Origin of the sequence: Pseudomonas sp. NFACC37-1, assembly GCF_900101575.1 — a bacterium.
GTDB lineage: Bacteria > Pseudomonadota > Gammaproteobacteria > Pseudomonadales > Pseudomonadaceae > Aquipseudomonas > Aquipseudomonas fluorescens_AA.
In genome coordinates this window covers 14,230-36,288 of the sequence record NZ_FMUZ01000019.1, presented here as the reverse complement: position 1 = coordinate 36,288, position 22,059 = coordinate 14,230, and the positions used below count along the sequence as shown (strand labels likewise).

Here is a 22,059-nt window from a genome sequence, read left to right as displayed (position 1 = left end):
GTGAGTCCTCCACACAGGTGTCGGGTTACACGCCGCCAGCGGTGAGCTTCTCCGGGTCCAGCAGGACTTCGAGTTCGCTGCGAGACAGGTCGGTGTGTTCCAGGGCGACATCGATGACCGGTCGGCCTTGCTGATAAGCCTTCTTGGCGATTTCAGCGGCCTTCTGGTAACCGATGATCGGATTCAGCGCGGTCACCAGGATCGGGTTGCGCGACAACGCTTCCTTGAGCCTGGCTTCGTTGACCTTGAACGTGGCGATGGCCTTGTCCGCGAGCAAGCGGCTGGCGGTGGACATCAGGCCGATGCTGCTCAGCAGGTTCTGGGCGATGATCGGCAACATCACGTTCAATTCGAAGTTGCCCGATTGACCGGCAATGGTGATCGCCGTGTCGTTACCGATCACCTGGGCCGCGACCATCGCAGTGGCTTCAGGAATGACCGGGTTGACCTTGCCGGGCATGATCGAGGAGCCCGGCTGCAAGCCTTCGAGCTCGATCTCACCCAGGCCCGCCAGCGGCCCGGAGTTCATCCAGCGCAGGTCGTTGGCGATTTTCATCAGCGACACGGCCGTGGTCTTGAGCTGCCCGGAAACCGCCACGGCGGTGTCCTGGGAGCCGATCAGCGCGAACAGGTTCTTGCCCGGGGTGAATTGCACCTGGGTCAATTGCGTCAGTTGTTGGCTGAACAACTCGGCGAAGCGTGGATGGGCATTGACCCCAGTGCCGACCGCCGTACCGCCCTGGGCCAGGGATTGCAGGCTCGGCAACAAGCCCTGCAAGTGGCCGATATTAGCCTTGAGTTGTTGCGCCCAACCGTCGAGCACCTGGCTCAGGCGCACCGGCATGGCGTCCATCAGGTGGGTGCGACCCGTCTTGATGAACGGGTGGACTTCTTCGGCCTTGCGCTCGATCACCTGCACCAGGTGCAACAACGCCGGCAGCAGTTGCTCATGCAGGGCCAGCGCGGCACTGACATGAATACTGGTGGGGATGATGTCGTTGCTGCTCTGGCCGCAGTTGACATGGTCGTTCGGGTTGATCGCCTCTCCCAGCAGGCCGCTGGCGAGCGTGGCGATCACTTCGTTGGCATTCATGTTGGAGCTGGTGCCCGAGCCGGTCTGGAAGATGTCCACCGGAAAATGATCCATGAAACGACCTTCGAGCAACCCCAGGGCGGCATCGACGATCGCCTTGCCCTGGGCCGCGCTGATCTGTTCCAGCTCTACGTTGGCCCGGGCGGCCGCAGCCTTGGCCAGGATCAGGGCGCGGATGAATGGCGCCGGCATGCGCTGGCCGCTGACCGGGAAGTTATCCACGGCACGCTGGGTCTGGGCGCCATAGAGGGCGTCCACCGGGACGTGCAGCTCGCCCATGCTGTCGCGTTCGATACGGGTATTACTCATCGGGAGATCCTTGCACCAGTTCAATAAGGGGAATCGATGGCGCCAGGGCGCAGGTCGCCAGCGCCCAGGCATGGCTCTGCCAGCGCTTGAGGCGGCAGCGGCACAGTGATTGGCGTTCGAGATCACGCAGGGGGCGCCAGGCCTGGTCGAGGCAGAGGCTGCGCCAATGCCAGGGCAGCGCGACATCCGAGGCGGTGTCGAGCAGCAGGCGGAAGGCGGTTTCGGAGATCATCCACGGCGAGGTGGCGGTGCAACAGGCCAGGTAGCGACCCTCGGCCAGATAATGCTCGATCAACCGCGGCTCGTCCGGGTTCATCGCGCATCGGATCTGGCGGCTCATCCAGCGCCAGCTTTCAAGGTAGGGTTGTTCGTGCAGGGCAGAACTCATGACCGGGGCTCACTCGGCGAATGAGATTCATTATTAGATGATAATAAGAAGCAACACAAGCCTGGGAGCGCATCATTGTGGCGAGGGGATTTATCCCCTCACCACAGGGTGTCCACCGTGTCCCCCGGTCCAAACAGGGATCTGCGAACATAAAAAAGGCGCGTCATCCGCTTGAATGACGCGCCTTTTTTCTGCGCTTGAGGGTCAGCTACCCGCCACCGTCATCCGCTCGATCAGTACCGAGCCGGTGCGGATGTTGCTGCGCAGTTCCAGGTCATTGCCCACGGCCACGATCTGCTTGAACATGTCGCGCATGTTCCCGGCGATGGTGACTTCCTGGACCGGGAACTGGATCTCGCCGTTCTCGACCCAGAAACCCGCCGCGCCACGGGAATAGTCGCCGGTGACCATGTTCAGGCCATGGCCCATCAGTTCCGTCACCAGCAGGCCCCGGCCCATGCGCCGCAGCAAGGCGGCCTGGTCTTCTTCGCCATGGGTCACGAACAGGTTATGCACGCCACCGGCATTGGCGGTGCTCGGCATGCCGAGTTTGCGTCCCGAATAGGTGCCGAGAATGTAGGACACCAGCTCGCCCTTTTCCACGAACGGCTTGGCATAGGTGGCCAGGCCATCGCCATCGAACGCCGAGCTGCCCATGGCCTGCATCAGGTGCGGACGCTCGTCGATGGTCATCCATTCCGGGAACAGTTTCTGGCCCAGCGCGCCCTCGAGGAACGACGACTTGCGGTACAGGTTGCCGCCAGACACCGCCGACAGGAAGCTGCCGAACAGACCACCGGCCAGCTCGGCAGAAAACAGCACCGGCACTTCGCAGGTCGGCACCGGCCGTGCACCCAGGCGACTGGCCGCCCGTTGCGCGGCTTTCTGGCCGATGCTCACCGGGTCCGCCAGCAAGGTGCCCTGGCGGTTGACGTCATACCAGTAATCACGCTGCATCTGGCCGTTGGCTTCGGCGATCATGACGCAACTGAGGCTGTGGCGGGTCGATGCATAACCGCCGATGAAACCGTGGCTGTTGCCGTAGACGCGGCAGCCTTGGTGGGTGTTGAGCGTCGTACCGTCGGCATTCTTGATCCGCGAGTCGGCATCGAACGCCGCCGCTTCGCAACGCAGCGCCTGTTCGATGGCCTGTTCAGGGGTGATGTCCCAGGCGTGAAACAGGTCGAAGTCGCGCAGTTCCTTGCACATCAGTGCGGCATCGGCCAGGCCCGAGGCTTCGTCTTCGGAGGTGTGCTGGGCAATCGCCAGTGCCGCGGCGACGGTTTCGCGAATAGCGTCCGGGCCGCTGGCCGACGTGCTGGCCGAGCCTTTGCGCTGGCCCACGTACAAGGTGATGCCAAAGCCCTGGTCGCGGTTGAATTCGACGGTTTCCACCTCGCGCTGGCGTACCGACGTCGACAGGCCTTGCTCCAGGGACACCGCCACCTCGCACGCACTGGCGCCTTGTCGCTTGGCCTCGGCGAGGATCTGCTCGACTTGTTCCTGCAGTGCCGGCAATGCTTGCGGGCCGACGCTTTGAACTGCACTCATGGTGTTCTCCACTCAAATTCTGTTTTCGGTGATGGCCATCGAGCGACCGGGCCGGACAAGCGGCCCCCGACTGGTTATCATGGCGGCGTTTCTTTGCGGACTGCCACCATGGTTGATTCTTACGACGACTCCCTCTACGAGGGTGAAAAAAGCAAATCCCAGGTCAAACGCGAGCTGCATGCTCTGGTTGACCTCGGCGAGCGCCTGACAACACTCAAGCCTGACTTGCTGGCCAAATTGCCTTTGACCGACGCCTTGCGTCGGGCCCTGGCCGATGCGCCCAAGCACACCGCGCATATCGCGCGTAAACGGCACCTGCAGTTCATCGGCAAACTGATGCGCGATCAGGACACTGACGCCATCCTGGTGCTGCTCGATCAACTCGATGCTTCCACCCGGCAGTACAACGAACGCTTCCATAACCTGGAGCGCTGGCGCGATCGCTTGATCGCAGGCGACGACGGCGTGCTGGAAAAATTCGTCATCGACTACCCGGAGGCCGATCGCCAGCAATTGCGCTCCCTGATCCGTCAGGCCCAGCACGAACTGGCGCAGAACAAGCCACCAGCTTCGAGCCGTAAAATCTTCAAGTACATCCGTGAGCTGGACGAAACTCAACGCGGCTTGCGCTGAGTTTCACCTGGTCCGTAGGAGCTGGCGAAGCCTGCGATCTTTTGATCCTTCGCTTGGGATTCAAGGGTTTTTGGAAAGATCGCAGCCTCGTTGCACTCGACAGCTCCTACGCTCATACACCAGCTCCTACGCAGCTCATAGGGGACCGTATCATCCTTACGCGCCCGTGCCACCCACGGTAATCGCATCGATCTTCAGGGTCGGCTGACCGACGCCAACCGGCACCGATTGTCCGTCCTTGCCGCATGTGCCCACCCCGCTGTCCAGCGCCAGGTCGTTACCGACCATCGACACCTTGCTCATCGCCTCCGGCCCGTTGCCGATCAGGGTCGCACCCTTGACCGGTGCGGTGATCTTGCCGTCTTCGATCAGGTAGGCCTCGCTGGTGGAGAACACGAACTTGCCGCTGGTGATGTCCACCTGACCGCCGCCGAGGTTGGCGCAATAGATGCCTTTTTTCACCGAGGCGATGATTTCCGCCGGGTCGCTTTGACCGCCCAGCATGTAAGTGTTGGTCATGCGCGGCATCGGCAGATGCGCATAGGACTCACGACGACCGTTGCCGGTGCGAGCCACGCCCATCAGCCGGGCGTTGAGCTTGTCCTGCATGTACCCCTTGAGCACCCCGTTCTCGATCAGCGTGGTGCATTCGGTTGGCGTGCCTTCATCGTCGACGCTCAGGGAGCCACGACGCCCGGCCAGGGTGCCGTCATCGACAATGGTGCAGAGTTTCGAAGCGACCATTTCCCCCATGCGCCCGCTGTAGGCCGAACTGCCCTTGCGGTTGAAGTCGCCTTCCAGGCCATGGCCCACCGCTTCGTGCAGCAGCACACCGGACCAGCCGGAGCCGAGCACCACCGGCAACGTGCCGGCCGGGGCCGGGATGGCTTCCAGATTGACCAGGGCCTGGCGCAACGCTTCGCGGGCGTAGCCCATGGCGCGGTCTTCACTGAGGAAATAACGGTAATCGGTGCGCCCGCCACCGCCATGGCCGCCGCGCTCACGGCGACCGTTCTGTTCGACGATCACGCTGACGTTGAAGCGCACCAGCGGCCGTACGTCCGCCGCCAGGCCGCCATCGGTGGAAGCCACCAGGATCCGCTCCCAGACCCCGGCCATGCTGACCGACACCTGCTGAATGCGCGGGTCAAGGGCGCGGGTGGCGACGTCAATGCGCTTGAGCAATTCGACTTTCTCGGCGCGGCTCATGACTTCCAGCGGGTTGTCCGGGGCATAGAGTTGCGCCACGTCCTGGCTGCTGAACGCCTGTACCGTGCCATTCTGCCCGGCGCGGGAGATCGAGCGGGCCGCACGGGCCGCAGCGCCGAGGGCTTCGAGGGTGATGGCGTTGCTGTAGGCAAAACCGGTCTTTTCCCCGGACTGGGCACGCACGCCCACACCCTGGTCGAGGTTGAAACTGCCTTCCTTGACGATGCCGTCTTCCAGCGACCAGGACTCGGAAATCTGCCCTTGGAAATACAGGTCGGCGGCATCGATGCCCGGGCCGGCCAGGTCGCCCAGCACGCCTTGCAGGCTTTCAAGCGTCACGCCGCCAGGGGCTAAAAGGTGTTCACTGACTGAGGATAACAACCCGCTCATATGTTTTACGCCTTGAATTCGTCGTCTTGGACAGGCCGCTGTCGAGCGCCCTGCGAGAAAAAGCGCCGATGGCTGGCCACCGGCATGCGCGCCCGGATGGACGCTTGTTCGCTGCTGTCGCGCTCGGCCACCAGCACGGCCTCGCCTTGATCCTGTTGTGCCAGCACGCGGCCCCACGGGTCGACAATCGCGGCATGGCCAAAAGTTTCCCGAGGCCCCGGATGCACGCCACCCTGGGCGGCCGCCAGCACGTAGCACTGGGTCTCGATGGCCCGGGCGCGGATAAGCACGTCCCAATGGGCAGCACCGGTCACCGCGGTAAACGCCGACGGTGCCGTGATCAGCTCGGCCCCGGCCGCCCGCAACTCGCTGTAGAGCTCCGGGAACCGCAAGTCATAACACACCGTCAGGCCCACCCGGCCGACGGGGGTATCGGCAACCACCACGTTGGCACCATAAGCATAGTCATCCGACTCGCGATAGCGCGCGCGATTGTCCGCCACATCCACATCGAACAGGTGCAGCTTGTCGTAGCGCGCCACGATCTGGCCCTGATCGTCGACCAGCAACGAACAGGCATGGGACCTGGCCTCGGGCTGGTCCACCGGCGGTAACGGCAGCGTACCGGCCACAATCCATAACTTGAGGTCACGGGCGACCTGTTTCAACCACGGCAGGATCGGTCCCTGACCAAAGGCTTCGGCACGGCCGATATCGGCGATGTCCCGTCGCCCCATCGCCGCGAAATTCTCCGGCAGCACCGCCAGCCTCGCGCCGCCGGCGGCAGCCTGCTCCAGCAGCACCCGGGCACGGGCCAGGTTGGCGAGCACGTCGCTTTGGCTGACCATTTGAATCACGGCGACTGGCATGGTGTTTCCCTCATTTTTTGCATCATCCCCTGTGGGAGCGAGCTTGCTCGCGATAGCGCAGGATCAGCAAAGGAAATGTGACTGATACACCGCTATCGCGAGCAAGCTCGCTCCCACAGGGGTTATCCCATCGTCTATCAGAACGGCTTGTCGAAAGTGATCTTCGGCTCTTTCCACGGCCCCTTGACGTCGTATCTTACGCTGGCAAAACGCGCCACGCGGTCGCCGATCAGTTTGTCGATCAGAAACAGTGCCCCACCCACCGCCGGTGCACCGACGATCAGCGCGGCGATCGGCAGGTTGTTGGTCACCGGCAACGTCACCAGCAGCTTGGCGTCGACGCGGTCGGCCACCATGTCCAGGGTGCCGTTGAGTTCCAGGTTGCTCGACGGTCCGGTCAGGGTAATGGGTTCGCGGGTCACGTACACCCCGTCGCTCGCCACCAGCAGCCCCTTGACCCGGTCGTAGCTCAAGCCCTTGCCGAACAGGTCGGAGAAGTCCAGGCGCAGGCGTCGGCCGATGGAGTTGAAGTTCAGCAAACCAAATACCCGCAACGCCTGGGCGCTGCCTTCGACTTCGACGAACTGGCCCTTGGTCAACGACGCGTCGAGGCTGCCGGAGAAGCGCTTGGTGGCGACCCACGCCGGCGAACCGGGCCAGCGGCCATCGACATCCAGGCGGAATGCCTGGCTGGTCACGCTCGGTGCGAACCCCCAGCCCTTGAGCACATCGGCCAGGTTCTTGCCGCCGATCCGTCCCTTGTACCAACTGCTGGTGGCGCCAGGCGTACCTTCCCAGCCGCCGCTGCCGTTCAACACCATGCCCTTGAGGCCCATGTCCAGGTTGTTCAGCGCGATGCCCTTGGCGGTCGGTCGCACTTGCAACGACCACGCGCCGATGAGATCGGGGCCTTGGAACAATTGGTCGATGGCGATATCCATCGCCGGGATCTTGCCGGGATCGACCGACGCCAACGGGTCCGGGGCGTTCTCATCGGCCTGGACCGTCGGGTCTGTGGCCGGCAGGCGAACGTAGTCAAGCTTGATGCCAATCGGCGCGGCCTTGGCGTCCGGCAGGCTGACATTGCCTTTGGCCTGCTGGCTATCGAGCCGCAAGGCCCAGGCGTTCGGCTTGCGATCCAGTTGCACAGACGCCTGGTCCAGGGTGGTGCCCATGGCCGTGAGTTTGCCGACGGTCAGATCGACGCTGCTGAGCAATTGCTTGGCACTGCCGCCCGGATCCTGGCCGGCGTACTTGTTCACCAGGTCCTGCCAGGGACTTACGTCCAGTTCCGACAATGTGCCACGCAGTCGCAGCCCCTTGGCCCCAGGCAGCACCGCATCGCCGGCCCCCAGCAGCAACTCGCCGCGGCCGTCGGCGACTTTCCCGCTGGGTGCGGCGTAAGTGAAGCTGGCCAGGTCACCATAATCGACCCAATAACGCCGTTCCGGCCCCTGCAGGGTCATGCGAAACACCGTGTCGCGCCCGACATCGGCGGCCATGCCGAAGGGGGCCGGCAGGTCGACGGCCACGCCCTTGAGGCTGGAACTGACCGACAACTGGCTGTCGGCGCCGTCGAGGATCACTTGCAACTGGTAGGGCACGACACCCGATACCGGCAACGGTTGGGTGACGTTCAGCCAACTGGTGAGCTTGTTGATCTCCACCTGCCCGGACGCGGCGACCCGCGTATTGAGCGCACCGGCACGGCCCTCGGCGAAAATCTGCGCGGTCACGGGCCGGTCGAATGCCCGGGCGCTGATGCCCTTGCCGCTCAACCCCTTGTTGCTGTCGAAGCGGAAATCGCCCTTGAGCTGGGTCAGCTCCAGCGCCGGCTCGCTGAGTTTGAGACGAGCCTGGTCGGTGGCGAAGTCCACCAGGATCTTCGGTTGCTCGCCTTTGACCAGCGGTATATCCAGCTTCACGCTGCCTTTCAGGTCGCCCTCGCCTTCCCAGCCGGCGAACGTCTCGGCGGTCCCGATCGGTGCGCTCTGGAGGATTTTCAAACCGTCGCCCAACCCACCGGCGAACCCGCCGTCCAGCAGCAGATGAGAGCTCTGGCCGGTCGGTACATGGGGAATGTTCACCGAAACATCCTTGACCTGGGTATCGAGCAACTGCCCCTGGCTGGCATAGATGCGCACGCCGCTGTCTTCGACGAAGACATCGCCGCTGACCTTGCTGACCGAAGGCCAGCCCGGCTGGAACGCCAGTTCGGCGTCATGCACCTTGAAAAACAGGCTGATGCTGCGCGCCGCGTCCCCGGCACCGTGATTGAGCGAGCCTTGATACTGGAAAAAGCCTTGGTCCACCGCGCCCTTGACGATGGCCGTGCGCAACCACTCATCCAGCGCCGGACTGAGGACCGCCGGCAGGTACTTGGCAGTGTAACGCCCGTCACCGTCCACCAGGCCGACCCGCAGGTCCATGTAGTCCTCCTGGCTGTGGTCCAAATGCAGGCGAATCAGGAAGTCGCCGGCGATCCGACCCTCCTCGCCCAGCACCTTCAGATACGGCGCGATCAGGGTGAAGCTTTGCTTGTCGAGCTTCCAGGTCAGCCGGGCATTGGCCTGCAAGTACTGCCAGGGCTTGGCGAAGATCGGGTCCAGGTGCAGGGAAAAGTCCTTGCTGTCCATGCGCAGTTCGCCGCCGCCCAGGTCGCCGCTCAGGCTGCCGGAGACGTTGCGCGCCGCCGGAGCCCCGCGATAGGCATCAAAGCCGACAGTGTCCAGGTTGGTGGCGAAGCTGACTTTCTGGTCACCGGTGTTCTGCGGCCGGTAGTCCAGCAGCACGTTGCGCAGGCCACCGGTCACCTTGAGCCGATCAATCGTCGTGGCCAGGCCGTCGGGCAACGGTGCCAGGGCATTGAGCAAAGGCGTGAGCGGGGTCAGGTCGAGGCGGTCGGCCTGCAGGTGCCAACGCTCCTCGGCCTGCTCGGTGGCGGCGGTTTGTTGCAGTTGCAGGTGCGATTCCCAGCGGGTCTCGCCCAGGTTCATCGCCAGGGAATCGAAGGTCGCGGTGAACCCTTGGCTACCGCGCTGGAAATAAGCGTTGAGGGCCAGGTTGTGGATCTGTACCGGCTTGCGTTCGCCGTAGGCGCCCTGGAGCTGCGGCGCGTTCAGGCGCATGGCTGCGCTTTGCACCGTGCCCTCGCCCCAACTGAGCCAGAACTCACCGCCGGCCTGGATCCGGGAGAAATTCCATTGTTGGGTCAGGCGTTTCGGCAGCCATTTGGACCAGTCGCTTTGCGGCAGGCTCAAATAGGCATCGGCCTGGCCGTTCTTCCAGTCGCTGGCGCGCAGGCGGGTGCGCAGGTTGATCGCCACCGGCTGCCCGTCAGGCAGGGTCAGGCGTGCATCCAGGCGCTGGCGGGTGGCGCCGGTGCGCAGGCTCAAGCCGACGTAGGTCAAGGTCAACGGCGGTTGCTCGACGGGTTGCAAGGTCACCTGGCTATCGAGCACCGAGAGCTTGGCGACCACTTGCATGCGTTCGAGCAGTTGCTGCGGATCGAGGGGCTGCTCGTCCTTCACCGGCAGGCCTTCCAAAGCCCACTTGCCGTCGGCGCCTTCCTTGAGGCTGATCTTCAGGCCACTGACTTCCAGGTGGGCGATGCGCACCTGACGCGCCAGCAGGCTGCCCCACAGGTCAGGCACGGCCCGCACCTGGTCCAGGTGCAAGGCATTGGGGCCCTCGCCGACCACCACGTCGCGCGCCGCCAGGATCGGTGCCAAAGCGTCCCAACTGCCGTCCAGGCTGCCGATGTGCACAGGCATGCCCAAGGCGGCACCCGCGCGGGTCTCGACCTCGGCGCGGTATTCGGCCACCAGCGGGACCAGCTCGCGACCGAGGCTGACGTACAACGCCAGCAACACCAGCAACAGGGCGCAAAGCCCCAGCCCCCAACGGGTCAGCGTCGCAATCATGCGTGTCAGACGCTCCATGTCAGTGGGCTCCCCTGGCAAAGACAATCAAATCCGCGGGCCCGCCGCTTCCCAAGCTCTTCAGAGCAACACCACGTCGTATTGTTCCTGGGAATACATGGTTTCGACCTGGAAACGAATGGTGCGTCCGATAAACGCTTCCAACTCCGCGACATTGCCTGACTCCTCGTCGAGCAGGCGATCCACCACTTTCTGGTTGGCCAACACTCTATAGCCGGTCGCCTGGTAGGCGCGCGCCTCCCGGAGGATTTCCCGGAAGATTTCGTAACACACGGTTTCCGGGGTCTTGAGCTTGCCGCGCCCCTGGCAACTGCTGCACGGCTCGCACAGCACCTGCTCGAGGCTTTCGCGGGTGCGCTTGCGGGTCATTTGCACCAGGCCCAGTTCGGTGATCCCGATGATGTTGGTCTTGGCGTGATCGCGTTCGAGTTGTTTTTCCAGGGTCCGCAGCACCTGGCGCTGGTGCTCTTCATCTTCCATGTCGATGAAGTCGATGATGATGATCCCGCCCAGGTTGCGCAGGCGCAGCTGGCGGGCAATCGCCGTGGCGGCTTCCAGGTTGGTCTTGAAGATGGTTTCTTCCAGGTTGCGATGGCCGACGAACGCCCCGGTGTTGACGTCGATGGTGCTCATGGCTTCGGCCGGATCGACCACCAGGTAACCGCCGGACTTGAGCGGCACCTTGCGCTCCAGGGCTTTCTGGATTTCGTCCTCGACCCCGTACAGGTCGAAAATCGGCCGCTCGCCAGGGTAATGTTCCAGGCGATCGGCGATTTCCGGCATCAGTTCGGCGACGAACTGCGTGGTTTTCTGGAAGGTTTCCCGGGAGTCGATGCGGATTTTCTCGATCTTGGGGCTGACCAGGTCCCGTAGCGTGCGCAACGCCAGGCCCAGGTCTTCGTAGATCACGCTGGGGGTGGCGATGGTCTTGATCTGCGCGGCGATCTGGTCCCAGAGCCTTCGCAGGTAGCGGATGTCCATGAGGATCTCATCGGCTCCGGCCCCTTCGGCGGCGGTGCGCAGGATGAACCCGCCAGTTTCTTTGATACCTTCTTTTTCCACACAATCGCTGACCACCTGCTTGAGGCGCTCGCGCTCGGCTTCGTCTTCGATTTTCAGGGAAATACCGACATGGGCGGTACGCGGCATGTACACCAGATAGCGCGACGGAATCGACAACTGCGTAGTCAGGCGCGCGCCCTTGGAGCCGATGGGGTCCTTGGTGACCTGCACCACCAGGCTCTGGCCTTCATGCACCAGCGCGCTGATGCTCTCCACGGCCGGCCCTTCGCGCATGGAAATTTCCGACGCATGGATGAACGCCGCGCGGTCCAGGCCGATGTCGACGAAGGCCGCCTGCATGCCCGGTAGCACTCGCACCACCTTGCCCTTGTAGATATTGCCAACGATGCCACGCTTTTGCGTGCGCTCGACGTGGACCTCTTGCAGCACACCGTTTTCAACCACCGCCACGCGCGATTCCATCGGCGTGATGTTGATCAGGATCTCTTCACTCATGGCAGGGTCTCGTTCAGGCATGTTCACGATAATGGCCGCATCAAGTCAGACGGCGCTCAGCGCGCGCTCAAGGTTTGCCAACAGGGTATGCCGAAATGGCCCAGCAGTTCTGCGGTTTCGCACAGGGGCAGGCCGACCACGGCTGAATAGCTGCCTTCGAGCCCGGCGACGAACACCGCGCCCAACCCTTGGATACCATAGCTGCCGGCCTTGTCCCGGGGTTCGCCGCTGGCCCAATAGGCCAGCGCTTCCTGTTCGGTGATGGGACGAAAACGCACCCGACTGCGCACCACCTGTGACTCGCAGCGCGAGCCGTCCAGCACGGCAATGGCGGTCAGCACTTCATGGTCGCGACCGGACAGGCTCAGCAGCATGGACAAGGCGTCGGCCTGATCCACTGGCTTGCCGAGAATCCGCCCCTCCAGCACCACGGCGGTGTCCGCACCGAGCACGCAGCCCTCCACACCGGTGTCCAGGGCTCGTCGTCCAGCCTCGGCCTTGCCGCGCGCCAGGCGCTCGACATAGGCCGAGGGGGTTTCGTGATCCTGGGGTGTTTCATCGATGTCCGCGCCAATGGCGGTAAAGGGCACGCCGATCTGCGTGAGCAGCTCACGCCGACGCGGCGAGCCTGAGGCGAGGTAAAGCGGTTTCATCAAGACATCTCCCTATCAAGGCCAATGCCTGACCGAATCAGTTGATTTTGAAACGCAGGCGCAGGCCACGCAAACCGAAGCTGACCCATGGCCAGAGCAAGGCACTGACCAGGGCTGGCAAGACCAGCGCCAGGGTTGGCTGGCGATTGCCGGTCAGCGCGCTGAGCCACAGCTGCACCAGTTGCGCCAGGCCGAAGATCACCAGGATCACCAGGCACTGCTGCCACATGGGGAACATCCGCAAGCGTTGTTGCAGCGACAGCACCAGGAAAGTGATCAGCGTCAGGATCAACGCGTTCTGCCCCAGCAACGTGCCGTAAAGCACGTCCTCGGCCAGGCCCAGGCACCAGGCGGTAACCATGCCGACCTTGTGGGGCAAGGCCAGCGCCCAGAAGGCCAGCAACAGGGCCAGCCACAGGGGGCGCAGGATTTCCATGAACTGCGGCAGCGGTGAAACGCTGAGCAACAGGCCGATGGCGAAGGTCAACCAGACCATCCAGCCGTTACCGGATTGGGTACTGCTCATTCTTCTCGTGCTCCCCTGGTGGCTGGCGCGGTGGCCGGCGTGGAGGCTGGCGGTTTGGCCGCGGGCCGGGCTGGCTGAGCAGGCTGCGCGGTGGGCGCGTGGGTGGCCGACCGGGTCGGTTTCGCAGCAGGCGCGGCCGGTGCGGCCGCCGGCGTTGCTGCCGGAGCCGGTGCAGGCACGGGTGGTTTTGGCACGATGGCAGGGACTGGCGCCGGCGCAGCCGTAGCCGGGGCGGCCGGCTCGCCGCCCTGCCGATCCTGGGCTTCCTGGGCCACGGCAGCGTCGTTGGCGCGCTCTTCGGGCGTGCGGTTGTCGCTGAAGACCAGCAGCAGGTAGCGGCTGCGATTCAGCGCCGCCGTCGGCACCGCGCGCACAATGGCGAACGGCTGGCCGGAGTCATGGATGACTTCCTTGACCGTCGCCACCGGATACCCAGCCGGGAAACGCTGGCCGAGGCCGGAACTGACCAGCAGGTCGCCTTCCTTGATATCGGCGGTATCGGCCACGTGCCGCAGTTCCAGGCGCTCCGGGTTGCCGGTGCCGCTGGCAATCGCCCGCAGGCCATTGCGGTTGACCTGCACCGGAATGCTGTGGGTGGTATCGGTCAACAACAGCACGCGAGACGTATAGGGCATCAACTCCACCACCTGGCCCATCAGGCCCCGGGCATCGAGCACCGGTTGGCCGAGGACCACACCGTCGCGCTCGCCCTTGTTGATCAGGATGCGATGGGTGAAGGGGTTGGGGTCCATGCCGATCAACTCGGCCACTTCGACCTTCTCGTTGACCAGTGCGGAGGAGTTGAGCAACTCGCGCAGTCGCACGTTCTGCTCGGTGAGGGCCGCCAGCTTCTGCATGCGCCCCTGCAACAGCAGGTTTTCGGTCTTGAGTTTTTCGTTTTCGGCGACCAGTTCGGTCCGACTGCCAAATTGGCTGGCGACACCTTGCCACAAGCGCTGCGGCAGGTCGGTGATCCAATAGGATTCCATCAACACCAGCGACATCTGGCTGCGTACAGGCTTGAGCAGCGTGAAGCGGGCATCGACCACCATCAGCGCGACCGATAGCACGGTCAGCACCAGCAGGCGCACACCCAATGAGGGGCCTTTGGCGAAAAGCGGTTTAATAGGCCGCTCCTCCCAGGCAAATGTTTTCTTTATTCATACGGCATCAAACCGGCCTGGATACGAATGACAGAAGATAAACGCCAACGGGCAGCACTGCAAAGTGCTGCCCGAGAGCGAACAACATAGGCCACTGCGCCAGACTTATTCGCTGGAGAGCAGGTCCATGGTGTGTTTGTCCATCATTTCCAATGCACGGCCACCGCCGCGGGCAACGCAGGTCAACGGGTCTTCGGCAACGATCACCGGCAGGCCGGTTTCCTGGGCCAACAGCTTGTCGAGGTCACGCAACAGCGCACCACCACCGGTCAACACCAGGCCGCGCTCGGCGATATCCGAGGCCAGTTCCGGCGGCGACTGCTCCAGGGCGCTCTTGACGGCCTGGACGATGGTCGCCAGCGACTCTTGCAGCGCTTCGAGCACTTCGTTGGAATTGAGGGTAAAGGCCCGTGGAACGCCTTCGGCCAGGTTGCGACCGCGCACGTCGACTTCACGCACTTCACCGCCTGGGTAGGCCGTGCCGATTTCCTGCTTGATACGCTCGGCGGTGGATTCGCCGATCAGGCTGCCGTAGTTGCGACGTACATAAGTGATGATCGCTTCGTCGAAACGGTCGCCGCCCACACGTACGGATTCGGCGTAGACCACACCGTTGAGGGAGATCAGCGCGATTTCAGTGGTACCGCCACCGATGTCGACGACCATCGAGCCGCGGGCTTCTTCCACCGGCAGCCCGGCACCGATGGCAGCGGCCATGGGTTCTTCGATCAGAAACACTTCACGGGCACCGGCACCGAGGGCCGATTCACGGATAGCGCGACGCTCTACCTGGGTGGACTTGCATGGAACGCAGATCAGCACACGAGGGCTGGGCTGCAAAAAGCTGTTTTCGTGAACCTTGTTGATGAAGTACTGCAGCATCTTTTCGCAGACGCTGAAGTCGGCGATCACGCCGTCCTTCATTGGGCGAATGGCCGCGATGTTGCCCGGTGTACGGCCCAGCATGCGCTTGGCTTCCGTACCGACAGCCACGACACTCTTCTGGTTACCGTGGGTGCGGATGGCCACGACCGAGGGTTCATTCAGGACGATACCGCGCTCGCGCACGTAAATAAGGGTGTTGGCAGTGCCCAGGTCGATTGAAAGATCGCTGGAAAACATGCCACGCAGTTTCTTGAACATGGGAAAGGGACCCTAGGCAACGCGTGGGTAAAAAAGTGCGGCAAACTCTAACAACGACAGGGATTTTGGGCAAGGCGCCAATATGTTAAATTGGCTGCTTTTCTGTGCACCAAACCCCACAATCGCGGCCGTAAGACCGTAGAAATGCGGTAGTGTTCCGACAATCTAACACACGGACAGACTGCGTCCGTTTTGTTTTCCACTGGAGAATCCCATGGCGCTTGAACGCTCCGACGTGGAAAAAATCGCTCATCTGGCCTGTCTGGGCCTCAATGAAGCCGATCTTCCACACATTACTTCTGCCCTGAACAGCATTCTGGGGCTGGTCGACGAGATGCAGGCGGTCGACACCGACGGTATCGAACCGCTGGCCCACCCACTGGAAGCCAGCCAGCGCCTGCGCGCCGACGTCGTGACCGAGTCCAATCACCGCGAGGCCTACCAGTCCATCGCACCAGCGGTCGAAAACGGCCTGTACCTGGTTCCGAAAGTCATCGACTAAAGGGAAAGAGCCTCTCATGCATCACATGACCCTGGCCGAGATCGCCCGCGGACTCGCCGACAAAAAGTTTTCTTCCGAAGAGCTGACCCAGGTCCTGCTGGCGCGCATCGCCCAACTCGACCCGCAGCTCAACAGCTTCATCAGCCTCACCCAGGAGCTGGCCCTGAGCCAGGCCAAGGCCGCCGACGCCCGTCGCGCCAACGGTGAAACCGGCGCCCTGCTCGGTGCGCCGATTGCCCACAAGGACTTGTTCTGCACCCAGGGCATCCGCACCAGCTGCGGCTCGAAGATGCTCGACAACTTCAAGGCCCCGTACGACGCCACCGTGGTCGCCAAGCTGGCCGCCGCTGGCACCGTGACCCTGGGCAAGACCAACATGGACGAATTCGCCATGGGCTCGGCCAACGAGTCGAGCCACTACGGCGCCGTGAAGAACCCATGGAACCTGGAACACGTACCGGGCGGCTCGTCCGGCGGTTCCGCCGCCGCCGTGGCCGCGCGCCTGTTGCCGGCCGCTACCGCCACCGACACCGGCGGCTCGATTCGCCAGCCAGCGGCGTTCACCAACCTCACCGGCCTCAAGCCGACCTACGGTCGTGTCTCGCGCTGGGGCATGATCGCCTACGCCTCCAGCCTCGACCAGGGCGGCCCGCTGGCGCGCACCGCCGAAGACTGCGCGATCCTGCTGCAAGGCATGGCCGGCTTCGACCCGAACGATTCCACCAGCATCGATGAGCCCGTGCCGGACTATAGCGCCAGCCTCAACGGCTCGCTGCAAGGCCTGCGCATCGGCGTGCCGAAGGAATACTTCAGCGCCGGCCTCGACCCGCGCATCGCCGAGTTGGTCCACAACAGCGTCAAAGAGCTGGAGAAGCTCGGCGCGGTCATCAAGGAAATCAGCCTGCCGAACATGCAGCACGCGATTCCGGCGTACTACGTGATCGCCCCGGCGGAAGCGTCCTCGAACCTGTCGCGCTTCGACGGTGTGCGCTTCGGCTATCGCTGCGAGAACCCGGAAAACCTGATCGACCTGTACAAGCGCTCCCGTGGCGAAGGCTTCGGTGCCGAAGTGCAGCGCCGGATCATGGTCGGCGCCTATGCGCTGTCCGCCGGTTACTACGACGCCTACTACCTCAAGGCGCAGAAAATCCGCCGCCTGGTGAAGAACGACTTCATGGCCGCCTTCAACGAGGTCGACATCATTCTCGGCCCGACCACGCCGAACCCGGCCTGGAAGCTCGGCGCCAAGAACAGCGACCCGGTCGCCGAATACCTGGAAGACGTCTACACCATCACCGCCAACCTCGCCGGCTTGCCGGGCCTGTCCATGCCGGCCGGTTTCGTCGATGGCCTGCCGGTAGGTGTACAGTTGCTCGCGCCGTACTTCCAGGAAGGCCGCCTGCTCAATGTGGCGCACCAGTACCAGCAGAACACTGACTGGCACACCCGCACCCCAACCGGCTTCTGAGGAGAAACACATGCAATGGGAAGTCGTGATCGGGCTGGAGATTCATACCCAGCTCACCACCCGGTCGAAAATCTTTTCCGGTAGCTCCACCACATTCGGCTCCGAGCCCAACACCCAGGCCAGCCTGGTCGACCTGGGCATGCCCGGCGTGCTGCCAGTGCTCAACGCCGAAGCCGTGCGCATGGCAGTGATGTTCGGCCTGGCGATTGACGCCGAGATCGGCCAGCACAACGTGTTCGCCCGCAAGAACTACTTCTACCCGGACCTGCCCAAGGGCTACCAGATCAGCCAGATGGAACTGCCGATCGTCGGCAAGGGCCACCTGGACATCGCCCTGGAAGACGGCACGGTCAAGCGCGTCGGCATCACCCGGGCGCACCTGGAAGAAGACGCCGGCAAAAGCCTGCACGAAGAGTTCAACGGCGCCACCGGCATCGACCTGAACCGTGCCGGCACGCCGCTGCTGGAGATCGTCTCCGAGCCGGACATGCGCAGCGCCAAGGAAGCCGTGGCCTACGTCAAGGCGATCCACGCACTGGTGCGCTACCTGGGCATCTGCGACGGCAACATGGCCGAAGGCTCGCTGCGCTGCGACTGCAACGTGTCGATCCGGCCCAAGGGCCAGGTCGAGTTCGGCACCCGCTGCGAGATCAAGAACGTCAACTCGTTCCGCTTCATCGAGAAGGCGATCAACAGCGAGATCCAGCGCCAGATCGAACTGATCGAGGACGGCGGCAAGGTCATCCAGCAAACCCGCCTGTATGACCCGAACAAGGACGAGACCCGTCCGATGCGCAGCAAGGAAGAAGCCAACGACTACCGTTACTTCCCCGACCCGGACCTGCTGCCGGTGGTCATCGAGGACTCGTTCCTCAATGACGTGCGCGCCACCCTGCCGGAACTGCCGCCGCAGAAACGCGAGCGCTTCCAGGCGCAGTTCGGCCTGTCGAGCTATGACGCCAACGTCCTGGCCACCAGCCGCGAACAGGCCGATTACTTCGAAAAAGTCGTGAGCATCGGCGGCGACGCCAAGCTGGCGGCCAACTGGGTGATGGTCGAGTTGGGCAGCCTGTTGAACAAGCAAGGCCTGGAAATCGATGAGTCGCCGGTCTCGGCCGAGCAACTGGGCGGAATGCTGCTGCGGATCAAGGACAACACCATTTCCGGCAAGATCGCCAAGATGGTGTTCGAAGCCATGGCCAATGGTGAAGGCAGCGCCGACGAAATCATCGAGAAGCGCGGCTTGAAGCAGGTCACCGACACCGGGGCGATCAGCGCCGTGCTCGATGAAATGCTCGCGGCCAACGCCGAGCAGGTCGAACAATACCGTGCGGCAGACGAAGCCAAGCGCGGCAAGATGTTCGGCTTCTTCGTCGGCCAGGCCATGAAAGCCTCCAAGGGCAAGGCCAACCCGCAACAGGTCAACGAACTGCTGAAAAGCAAGCTCGAGGGCTGATTGCTAGACGGTGATCGTTCCCACGCTCTGCGTGGGAACGCCTCACTGGACGCTCCGCGTCCGCTTTTTGTGACGCAGAGCGTCACGGGCTGCATTCCCACGCAGAGCGTGGGTACGATCATGGGGTCATTGAATGAAGCGTCTCCTCGGCGCCTGCGCCCTGCTGTCCTTGCTGGCCGGTTGCGCCAGCCAGAGCGGGACGGTCGATCCACACGGCTACGACCAGACCGGCGTCGCCTCTTATTACGGTGCCAGGCACCATGGCAAGCGCACCGCCAGCGGCGAGCGTTTCAACCAGAACGGCCTGACCGCCGCCCATCGCCAGTTGCCGTTCGGCACTCGGGTGAAAATCACCAACCTGGGCAACAATAACAGCGTGGTGGTGCGCATCAACGACCGTGGCCCATACTCCCGAGGCCGTTTGATCGACGTGTCCCGCGAAGCCGCCGAGCAACTGGGCATGCTGCGCAGCGGCACCGCACGGGTGCGCGTGCAAGCCCTCGACGATTGATAGACGGAGCCCGGCCATTTCCCTACTCACCGCCCTACCGCTGCTCAGCCTGATGGAATTGCTCGGCGCTCTGCTGTTGCTGATCGGCGGCGCCGAACTGCTGGTGCGCGCCGCCGTGGGCCTGGCGGCCCGCTTGCAGGTACGACCACTGATCATCGGCCTGACCGTCGTCGCCTTCGGCAGCAGCGCGCCGCAAATGGCCGTCAGCCTGCAGGCGACCCTGGCACAGAACGCCGACATCGCCGTGGGCAGCGTGATCGGCAGCGGCATCTTCAACATCCTCGTCACCCTCGGGTTGTCGGCGCTGATCATTCCGTTACGCGTCTCGCGCCAACTGGTGCGCCTGGACATCCCACTGATGATCGGTGCCAGCCTGCTGGTGTTCGTGCTGGCCTGGAACGAAGAACTGACCCGGTTGGACGGCGTCTGGCTTCTGCTGGCCCTGGCGGTGTACCTCGGGCTGTTGCTGCGCCAGTCACGGCATTCGGGGCGACCGCACCCGGTGGGGGGCGACGTGGCCCACCTGTCCTGGCTCAAGAGTGTGTTGATGATTGCGTCGGGCCTGGCGATGCTGGTTTTCGCCGGGCACCTGTTGCTGGGAGCGGCGGTGGAAGTGGCGACGGACCTCGGGCTCTCGGAACGCATCATCGGCCTGACCATCGTCGCCGTCAGCACCTCGCTGCCGGAGCTCGCCACTTCGCTGATCGCCGCTTTGCGGGGCCAGCGGGACATTGCGGTGGGCAACGTGATCGGCAGCAACCTGTTCAACCTGCTGGGCGTGCTGGGGGTCACCGCCCTCGCCGCGCCCACGCCACTGTCGGTCTCGCCGAACGCCCTGGATTTCGACCTGCCGGTGATGCTCGGCGTGGCGGTGCTGTGCCTGCCGGTGTTCTATTCCGGTTATCGCGTCACCCGTGCCGAAGGCCTGTTGTTCCTGGGCTTGTACCTGGCCTACGGGCTGCACGTGGTGTCGTTCACCACCGGCATGCCCCTGGCCGGCCAACTGGAACGGCTGATGCTGTTCTATGTGCTGCCGGCCCTGCTCGCGTTTTTGCTGTTCACCTCCCTGCGCGCCTGGCGCCGCCAACATCACAAGAGGGATTTGCCATGACCGACACTCCAAAGACCGGCCTGGACATGCGTCGCCAGGTCATGGGCGACGCGTTCGTCGACCGCGCCCTGGGCAACGCCACCGAGTTCACCCAGCCGTTGCAAGACTTCGTCAACGAACATGCCTGGGGCAGTGTCTGGCAACGCGAGGGGCTGCCGCTGAAGACCCGAAGCCTGATCACCCTCGCCGCCCTCACCGCCCTCAAGTGCCCGCAGGAACTCAAAGGCCACGTGCGCGGCGCGCTGAACAACGGTTGCACGGTGGAAGAGATTCGCGAGGCGTTGCTGCATTGCGCGGTGTACGCGGGCGTACCGGCGGCGATCGATGCGTTTCGGGCGGCGCAGGAAGTGATCGATAGCTACCAGAAGCCGGAGTGATCGTTAGATCGCTATCGCGAGCAAGCTCGCTCCCACAGTTGACCGGCGCTGAACACAAAATTTGTGTACGCCACGAACCTCCTGTGGGAGCGAGCTTGCTCGCGATTGGCCCTCAAGCACACCGTCCTCTCAGAACCTAGATCCACCCACCCCACTGCAACACAAAGATCCCCAGGTTGGTGGTAATCGCCGCCATCAAGGTGGTGATCACGATGATCGCCGCCGCCAGTTCATGGTTGCCATCGGCCGCCCGTGCCATGACGAAGCTCGCGGCGGCGGTGGGGCTTCCGAAGTACAGGAACAGGATCCCCAGTTCCGCCCCGCGAAAGCCCCAGAGCCAGGCACCGAGGGTAGCCACCAGCGGCAGGCCGACCATTTTCACCAGGCTCGAACTCAGGGCCATCTTGCCGCTCTTGCGCAGGGCCGCCAGCGATAGCGTGCCGCCGATGCAGATCAGCGCCAGGGGCAAGGTCATTTGCGACAGGTACTTGGCCGAGGTCTCGAACCAGTTGGGCACGCCGATCTGCCAGTAGGCGAACGGCGCGGCGACGATCACGCTGATGATCAGCGGATTGCTGATCACGCTTTTGCAGATGCTCCACGGGTCGGACTTGATCACCGGGCTGTAGACCGCCAGGACGATGGTCGACAAGGTGTTGTAGAACAGGATGACCAGCGCCGCGAGAATCGCCCCCAGGGAAATCCCGTAGTCGCCATACATGCTCGCCGCCAGCGCCAGGCCGATGACCCCGTTGTTGCCGCGGAACGCACCTTGGGTGTAGATGCCGCGATCTTCCCGCAGGCAACGCCAGATCGCCCAGCCCCAGGCCATCGCAAAGCTCACCAGGGTGGCGACGGAGAAATAGATCAGCAGGTCAGGTTGCAAGGCCGCATGCAAGTCGGCATGCAGGATGCCAAGGAACAACAGCGCCGGCATGGTGACGTTGAACACCAGGGACGAGGCGATGTGGATGAAGTTGTCGTTGATCCAGTCGATGCGCTTGAGCAACACCCCCAGAAACAGCATGGCAAACACCGGCGCGGTGACGTTCAGGGTTTCGAGGAAAATTGCCAGCATGCCGGGGACCTTGAGAGGGGTGTCGTTAGGTGGCTAATGATAAGCCACTTTCCCACTGATCGTTCCCACGCTCTGCGTGGGAATGCAGCCAAGGACGCTCCGCGTCCCAAGATCCGAACGCGGAGCGTCCGCAGAGGCATTCCCACGCGGAGCGTGGGAACGATCAACGA

19 protein-coding genes are annotated in these 22,059 nt (G+C 63.4%); 7 read left to right on the top strand and 12 right to left on the bottom strand.

All coding sequences use genetic code 11. The annotated features are described in order from the left end of the window. Window positions 1-25: 25 nt before the first annotated feature. The 3 genes from BLP82_RS19075 to pmbA form a co-directional block, all read right to left on the bottom strand. On the bottom strand, window positions 26-1,402 hold the full coding sequence (locus BLP82_RS19075; RefSeq protein ID WP_092171535.1) for a class II fumarate hydratase: 1,377 nt from the start codon (window positions 1,400-1,402) through the stop codon (window positions 26-28). Continuing rightward, the gene (locus BLP82_RS19070; RefSeq protein WP_053118468.1) at window positions 1,395-1,790 is read right to left on the bottom strand and encodes a hypothetical protein; all 396 of its coding nucleotides are present in this window, start codon (window positions 1,788-1,790) and stop codon (window positions 1,395-1,397) included. The genes BLP82_RS19075 and BLP82_RS19070 overlap by 8 nt, the downstream gene beginning before the upstream one ends. Before the next feature lie 204 nt (window positions 1,791-1,994). Beyond that, window positions 1,995-3,341 (bottom strand): metalloprotease PmbA, encoded by a 1,347-nt coding sequence (gene pmbA, locus BLP82_RS19065; protein ID WP_060739165.1) that lies wholly within the window; start codon window positions 3,339-3,341, stop codon window positions 1,995-1,997. Window positions 3,342-3,449: 108 nt separating this feature from the next. Here pmbA and yjgA point away from each other — a divergent pair, with 108 nt between their 5' ends. Then, window positions 3,450-3,974, top strand: a complete 525-nt coding sequence (gene yjgA / locus BLP82_RS19060; protein ID WP_072410857.1) for a ribosome biogenesis factor YjgA — start codon at window positions 3,450-3,452, stop codon at window positions 3,972-3,974. A 156-nt stretch (window positions 3,975-4,130) separates the two neighbouring features. Here yjgA and tldD read toward each other — a convergent pair whose 3' ends face one another. The 8 genes from tldD to mreB all read right to left on the bottom strand — a co-directional run bounded on the left by tldD (window position 4,131) and on the right by mreB (window position 15,386). Then, window positions 4,131-5,573 carry a metalloprotease TldD gene (gene tldD, locus BLP82_RS19055; RefSeq protein ID WP_003197828.1) on the bottom strand — a complete coding sequence of 481 codons (1,443 nt, stop codon included), beginning with the start codon at window positions 5,571-5,573 and terminating at the stop codon, window positions 4,131-4,133. A 5-nt stretch (window positions 5,574-5,578) separates the two neighbouring features. Next, complete coding sequence (locus tag BLP82_RS19050; protein WP_092171532.1) at window positions 5,579-6,442, bottom strand: carbon-nitrogen hydrolase family protein; 864 nt, start codon at window positions 6,440-6,442, stop codon at window positions 5,579-5,581. A gap of 137 nt (window positions 6,443-6,579) precedes the next feature. Continuing rightward, entirely contained in the window at window positions 6,580-10,383 is a 3,804-nt protein-coding gene (locus BLP82_RS19045) for a YhdP family protein (protein WP_092171529.1), read from the bottom strand. Window positions 10,384-10,443: 60 nt separating this feature from the next. After that, window positions 10,444-11,901, bottom strand: a complete 1,458-nt coding sequence (rng, locus tag BLP82_RS19040; protein ID WP_053118461.1) for a ribonuclease G — start codon at window positions 11,899-11,901, stop codon at window positions 10,444-10,446. Between the two features lie 56 nt (window positions 11,902-11,957). After that, window positions 11,958-12,554: a Maf family protein gene (locus BLP82_RS19035; protein ID WP_092171526.1), complete on the bottom strand. Its 597-nt coding sequence runs from the start codon at window positions 12,552-12,554 to the stop codon at window positions 11,958-11,960. Between the two features lie 37 nt (window positions 12,555-12,591). After that, complete coding sequence (mreD, locus tag BLP82_RS19030; protein ID WP_003197820.1) at window positions 12,592-13,080, bottom strand: rod shape-determining protein MreD; 489 nt, start codon at window positions 13,078-13,080, stop codon at window positions 12,592-12,594. Then, window positions 13,077-14,207 carry a rod shape-determining protein MreC gene (mreC, locus tag BLP82_RS19025; protein ID WP_092171522.1) on the bottom strand — a complete coding sequence of 377 codons (1,131 nt, stop codon included), beginning with the start codon at window positions 14,205-14,207 and terminating at the stop codon, window positions 13,077-13,079. The genes mreD and mreC overlap by 4 nt, the downstream gene beginning before the upstream one ends. Window positions 14,208-14,348: 141 nt before the next feature. Further along, on the bottom strand, window positions 14,349-15,386 hold the full coding sequence (gene mreB / locus BLP82_RS19020; protein WP_002555108.1) for a rod shape-determining protein MreB: 1,038 nt from the start codon (window positions 15,384-15,386) through the stop codon (window positions 14,349-14,351). 214 nt (window positions 15,387-15,600) lie between these two features. On the opposite strand from mreB, the gene gatC reads away from it, so the two are divergent. From gatC to BLP82_RS18990, 6 genes are all read left to right on the top strand, one after another. Continuing rightward, the gene (gene gatC, locus BLP82_RS19015) at window positions 15,601-15,888 is read left to right on the top strand and encodes an Asp-tRNA(Asn)/Glu-tRNA(Gln) amidotransferase subunit GatC (protein ID WP_020297123.1); all 288 of its coding nucleotides are present in this window, start codon (window positions 15,601-15,603) and stop codon (window positions 15,886-15,888) included. A gap of 16 nt (window positions 15,889-15,904) precedes the next feature. Continuing rightward, complete coding sequence (gene gatA, locus BLP82_RS19010) at window positions 15,905-17,356, top strand: Asp-tRNA(Asn)/Glu-tRNA(Gln) amidotransferase subunit GatA (RefSeq protein WP_092171518.1); 1,452 nt, start codon at window positions 15,905-15,907, stop codon at window positions 17,354-17,356. A 10-nt stretch (window positions 17,357-17,366) separates the two neighbouring features. Next, entirely contained in the window at window positions 17,367-18,812 is a 1,446-nt protein-coding gene (gene gatB, locus BLP82_RS19005) for an Asp-tRNA(Asn)/Glu-tRNA(Gln) amidotransferase subunit GatB (protein ID WP_060739170.1), read from the top strand. Between the two features lie 133 nt (window positions 18,813-18,945). Beyond that, window positions 18,946-19,323, top strand: a complete 378-nt coding sequence (locus BLP82_RS19000) for a septal ring lytic transglycosylase RlpA family protein (RefSeq protein WP_092171513.1) — start codon at window positions 18,946-18,948, stop codon at window positions 19,321-19,323. Window positions 19,324-19,375: 52 nt separating this feature from the next. Continuing rightward, window positions 19,376-20,434: a calcium/sodium antiporter gene (locus BLP82_RS18995; protein ID WP_371914142.1), complete on the top strand. Its 1,059-nt coding sequence runs from the start codon at window positions 19,376-19,378 to the stop codon at window positions 20,432-20,434. After that, a complete protein-coding gene (locus tag BLP82_RS18990) occupies window positions 20,431-20,811 on the top strand; it encodes a carboxymuconolactone decarboxylase family protein (protein WP_025211835.1) in 381 nt (126 codons plus the stop codon). Before BLP82_RS18995 ends, BLP82_RS18990 begins: the two co-directional genes overlap by 4 nt. Window positions 20,812-20,947: 136 nt before the next feature. On the opposite strand, the gene BLP82_RS18985 is transcribed toward BLP82_RS18990, so the two are convergent. Next, window positions 20,948-21,889: an AEC family transporter gene (locus BLP82_RS18985; RefSeq protein WP_092171505.1), complete on the bottom strand. Its 942-nt coding sequence runs from the start codon at window positions 21,887-21,889 to the stop codon at window positions 20,948-20,950. Window positions 21,890-22,059: the final 170 nt, after the last annotated feature.

Excerpts from the sequence above, each read along its gene's own strand:
- BLP82_RS19075 (WP_092171535.1), bottom strand. The coding sequence starts at position 1,402 with ATGAGTAATACCCGTATCGAACGCGACAGCATGGGCGAGCTGCACGTC.
- BLP82_RS19070 (WP_053118468.1), bottom strand. The coding sequence starts at position 1,790 with ATGAGTTCTGCCCTGCACGAACAACCCTACCTTGAAAGCTGGCGCTGG.
- pmbA (WP_060739165.1), bottom strand. The coding sequence starts at position 3,341 with ATGAGTGCAGTTCAAAGCGTCGGCCCGCAAGCATTGCCGGCACTGCAG.
- yjgA (WP_072410857.1), top strand. The coding sequence starts at position 3,450 with ATGGTTGATTCTTACGACGACTCCCTCTACGAGGGTGAAAAAAGCAAA.
- tldD (WP_003197828.1), bottom strand. The coding sequence starts at position 5,573 with ATGAGCGGGTTGTTATCCTCAGTCAGTGAACACCTTTTAGCCCCTGGC.
- BLP82_RS19050 (WP_092171532.1), bottom strand. The coding sequence starts at position 6,442 with ATGCCAGTCGCCGTGATTCAAATGGTCAGCCAAAGCGACGTGCTCGCC.
- BLP82_RS19045 (WP_092171529.1), bottom strand. The coding sequence starts at position 10,383 with ATGGAGCGTCTGACACGCATGATTGCGACGCTGACCCGTTGGGGGCTG.
- rng (WP_053118461.1), bottom strand. The coding sequence starts at position 11,901 with ATGAGTGAAGAGATCCTGATCAACATCACGCCGATGGAATCGCGCGTG.
- BLP82_RS19035 (WP_092171526.1), bottom strand. The coding sequence starts at position 12,554 with ATGAAACCGCTTTACCTCGCCTCAGGCTCGCCGCGTCGGCGTGAGCTG.
- mreD (WP_003197820.1), bottom strand. The coding sequence starts at position 13,080 with ATGAGCAGTACCCAATCCGGTAACGGCTGGATGGTCTGGTTGACCTTC.
- mreB (WP_002555108.1), bottom strand. The coding sequence starts at position 15,386 with ATGTTCAAGAAACTGCGTGGCATGTTTTCCAGCGATCTTTCAATCGAC.
- gatC (WP_020297123.1), top strand. The coding sequence starts at position 15,601 with ATGGCGCTTGAACGCTCCGACGTGGAAAAAATCGCTCATCTGGCCTGT.
- gatA (WP_092171518.1), top strand. The coding sequence starts at position 15,905 with ATGCATCACATGACCCTGGCCGAGATCGCCCGCGGACTCGCCGACAAA.
- gatB (WP_060739170.1), top strand. The coding sequence starts at position 17,367 with ATGCAATGGGAAGTCGTGATCGGGCTGGAGATTCATACCCAGCTCACC.
- BLP82_RS19000 (WP_092171513.1), top strand. The coding sequence starts at position 18,946 with ATGAAGCGTCTCCTCGGCGCCTGCGCCCTGCTGTCCTTGCTGGCCGGT.
- BLP82_RS18995 (WP_371914142.1), top strand. The coding sequence starts at position 19,376 with ATGGAATTGCTCGGCGCTCTGCTGTTGCTGATCGGCGGCGCCGAACTG.
- BLP82_RS18990 (WP_025211835.1), top strand. The coding sequence starts at position 20,431 with ATGACCGACACTCCAAAGACCGGCCTGGACATGCGTCGCCAGGTCATG.
- BLP82_RS18985 (WP_092171505.1), bottom strand. The coding sequence starts at position 21,889 with ATGCTGGCAATTTTCCTCGAAACCCTGAACGTCACCGCGCCGGTGTTT.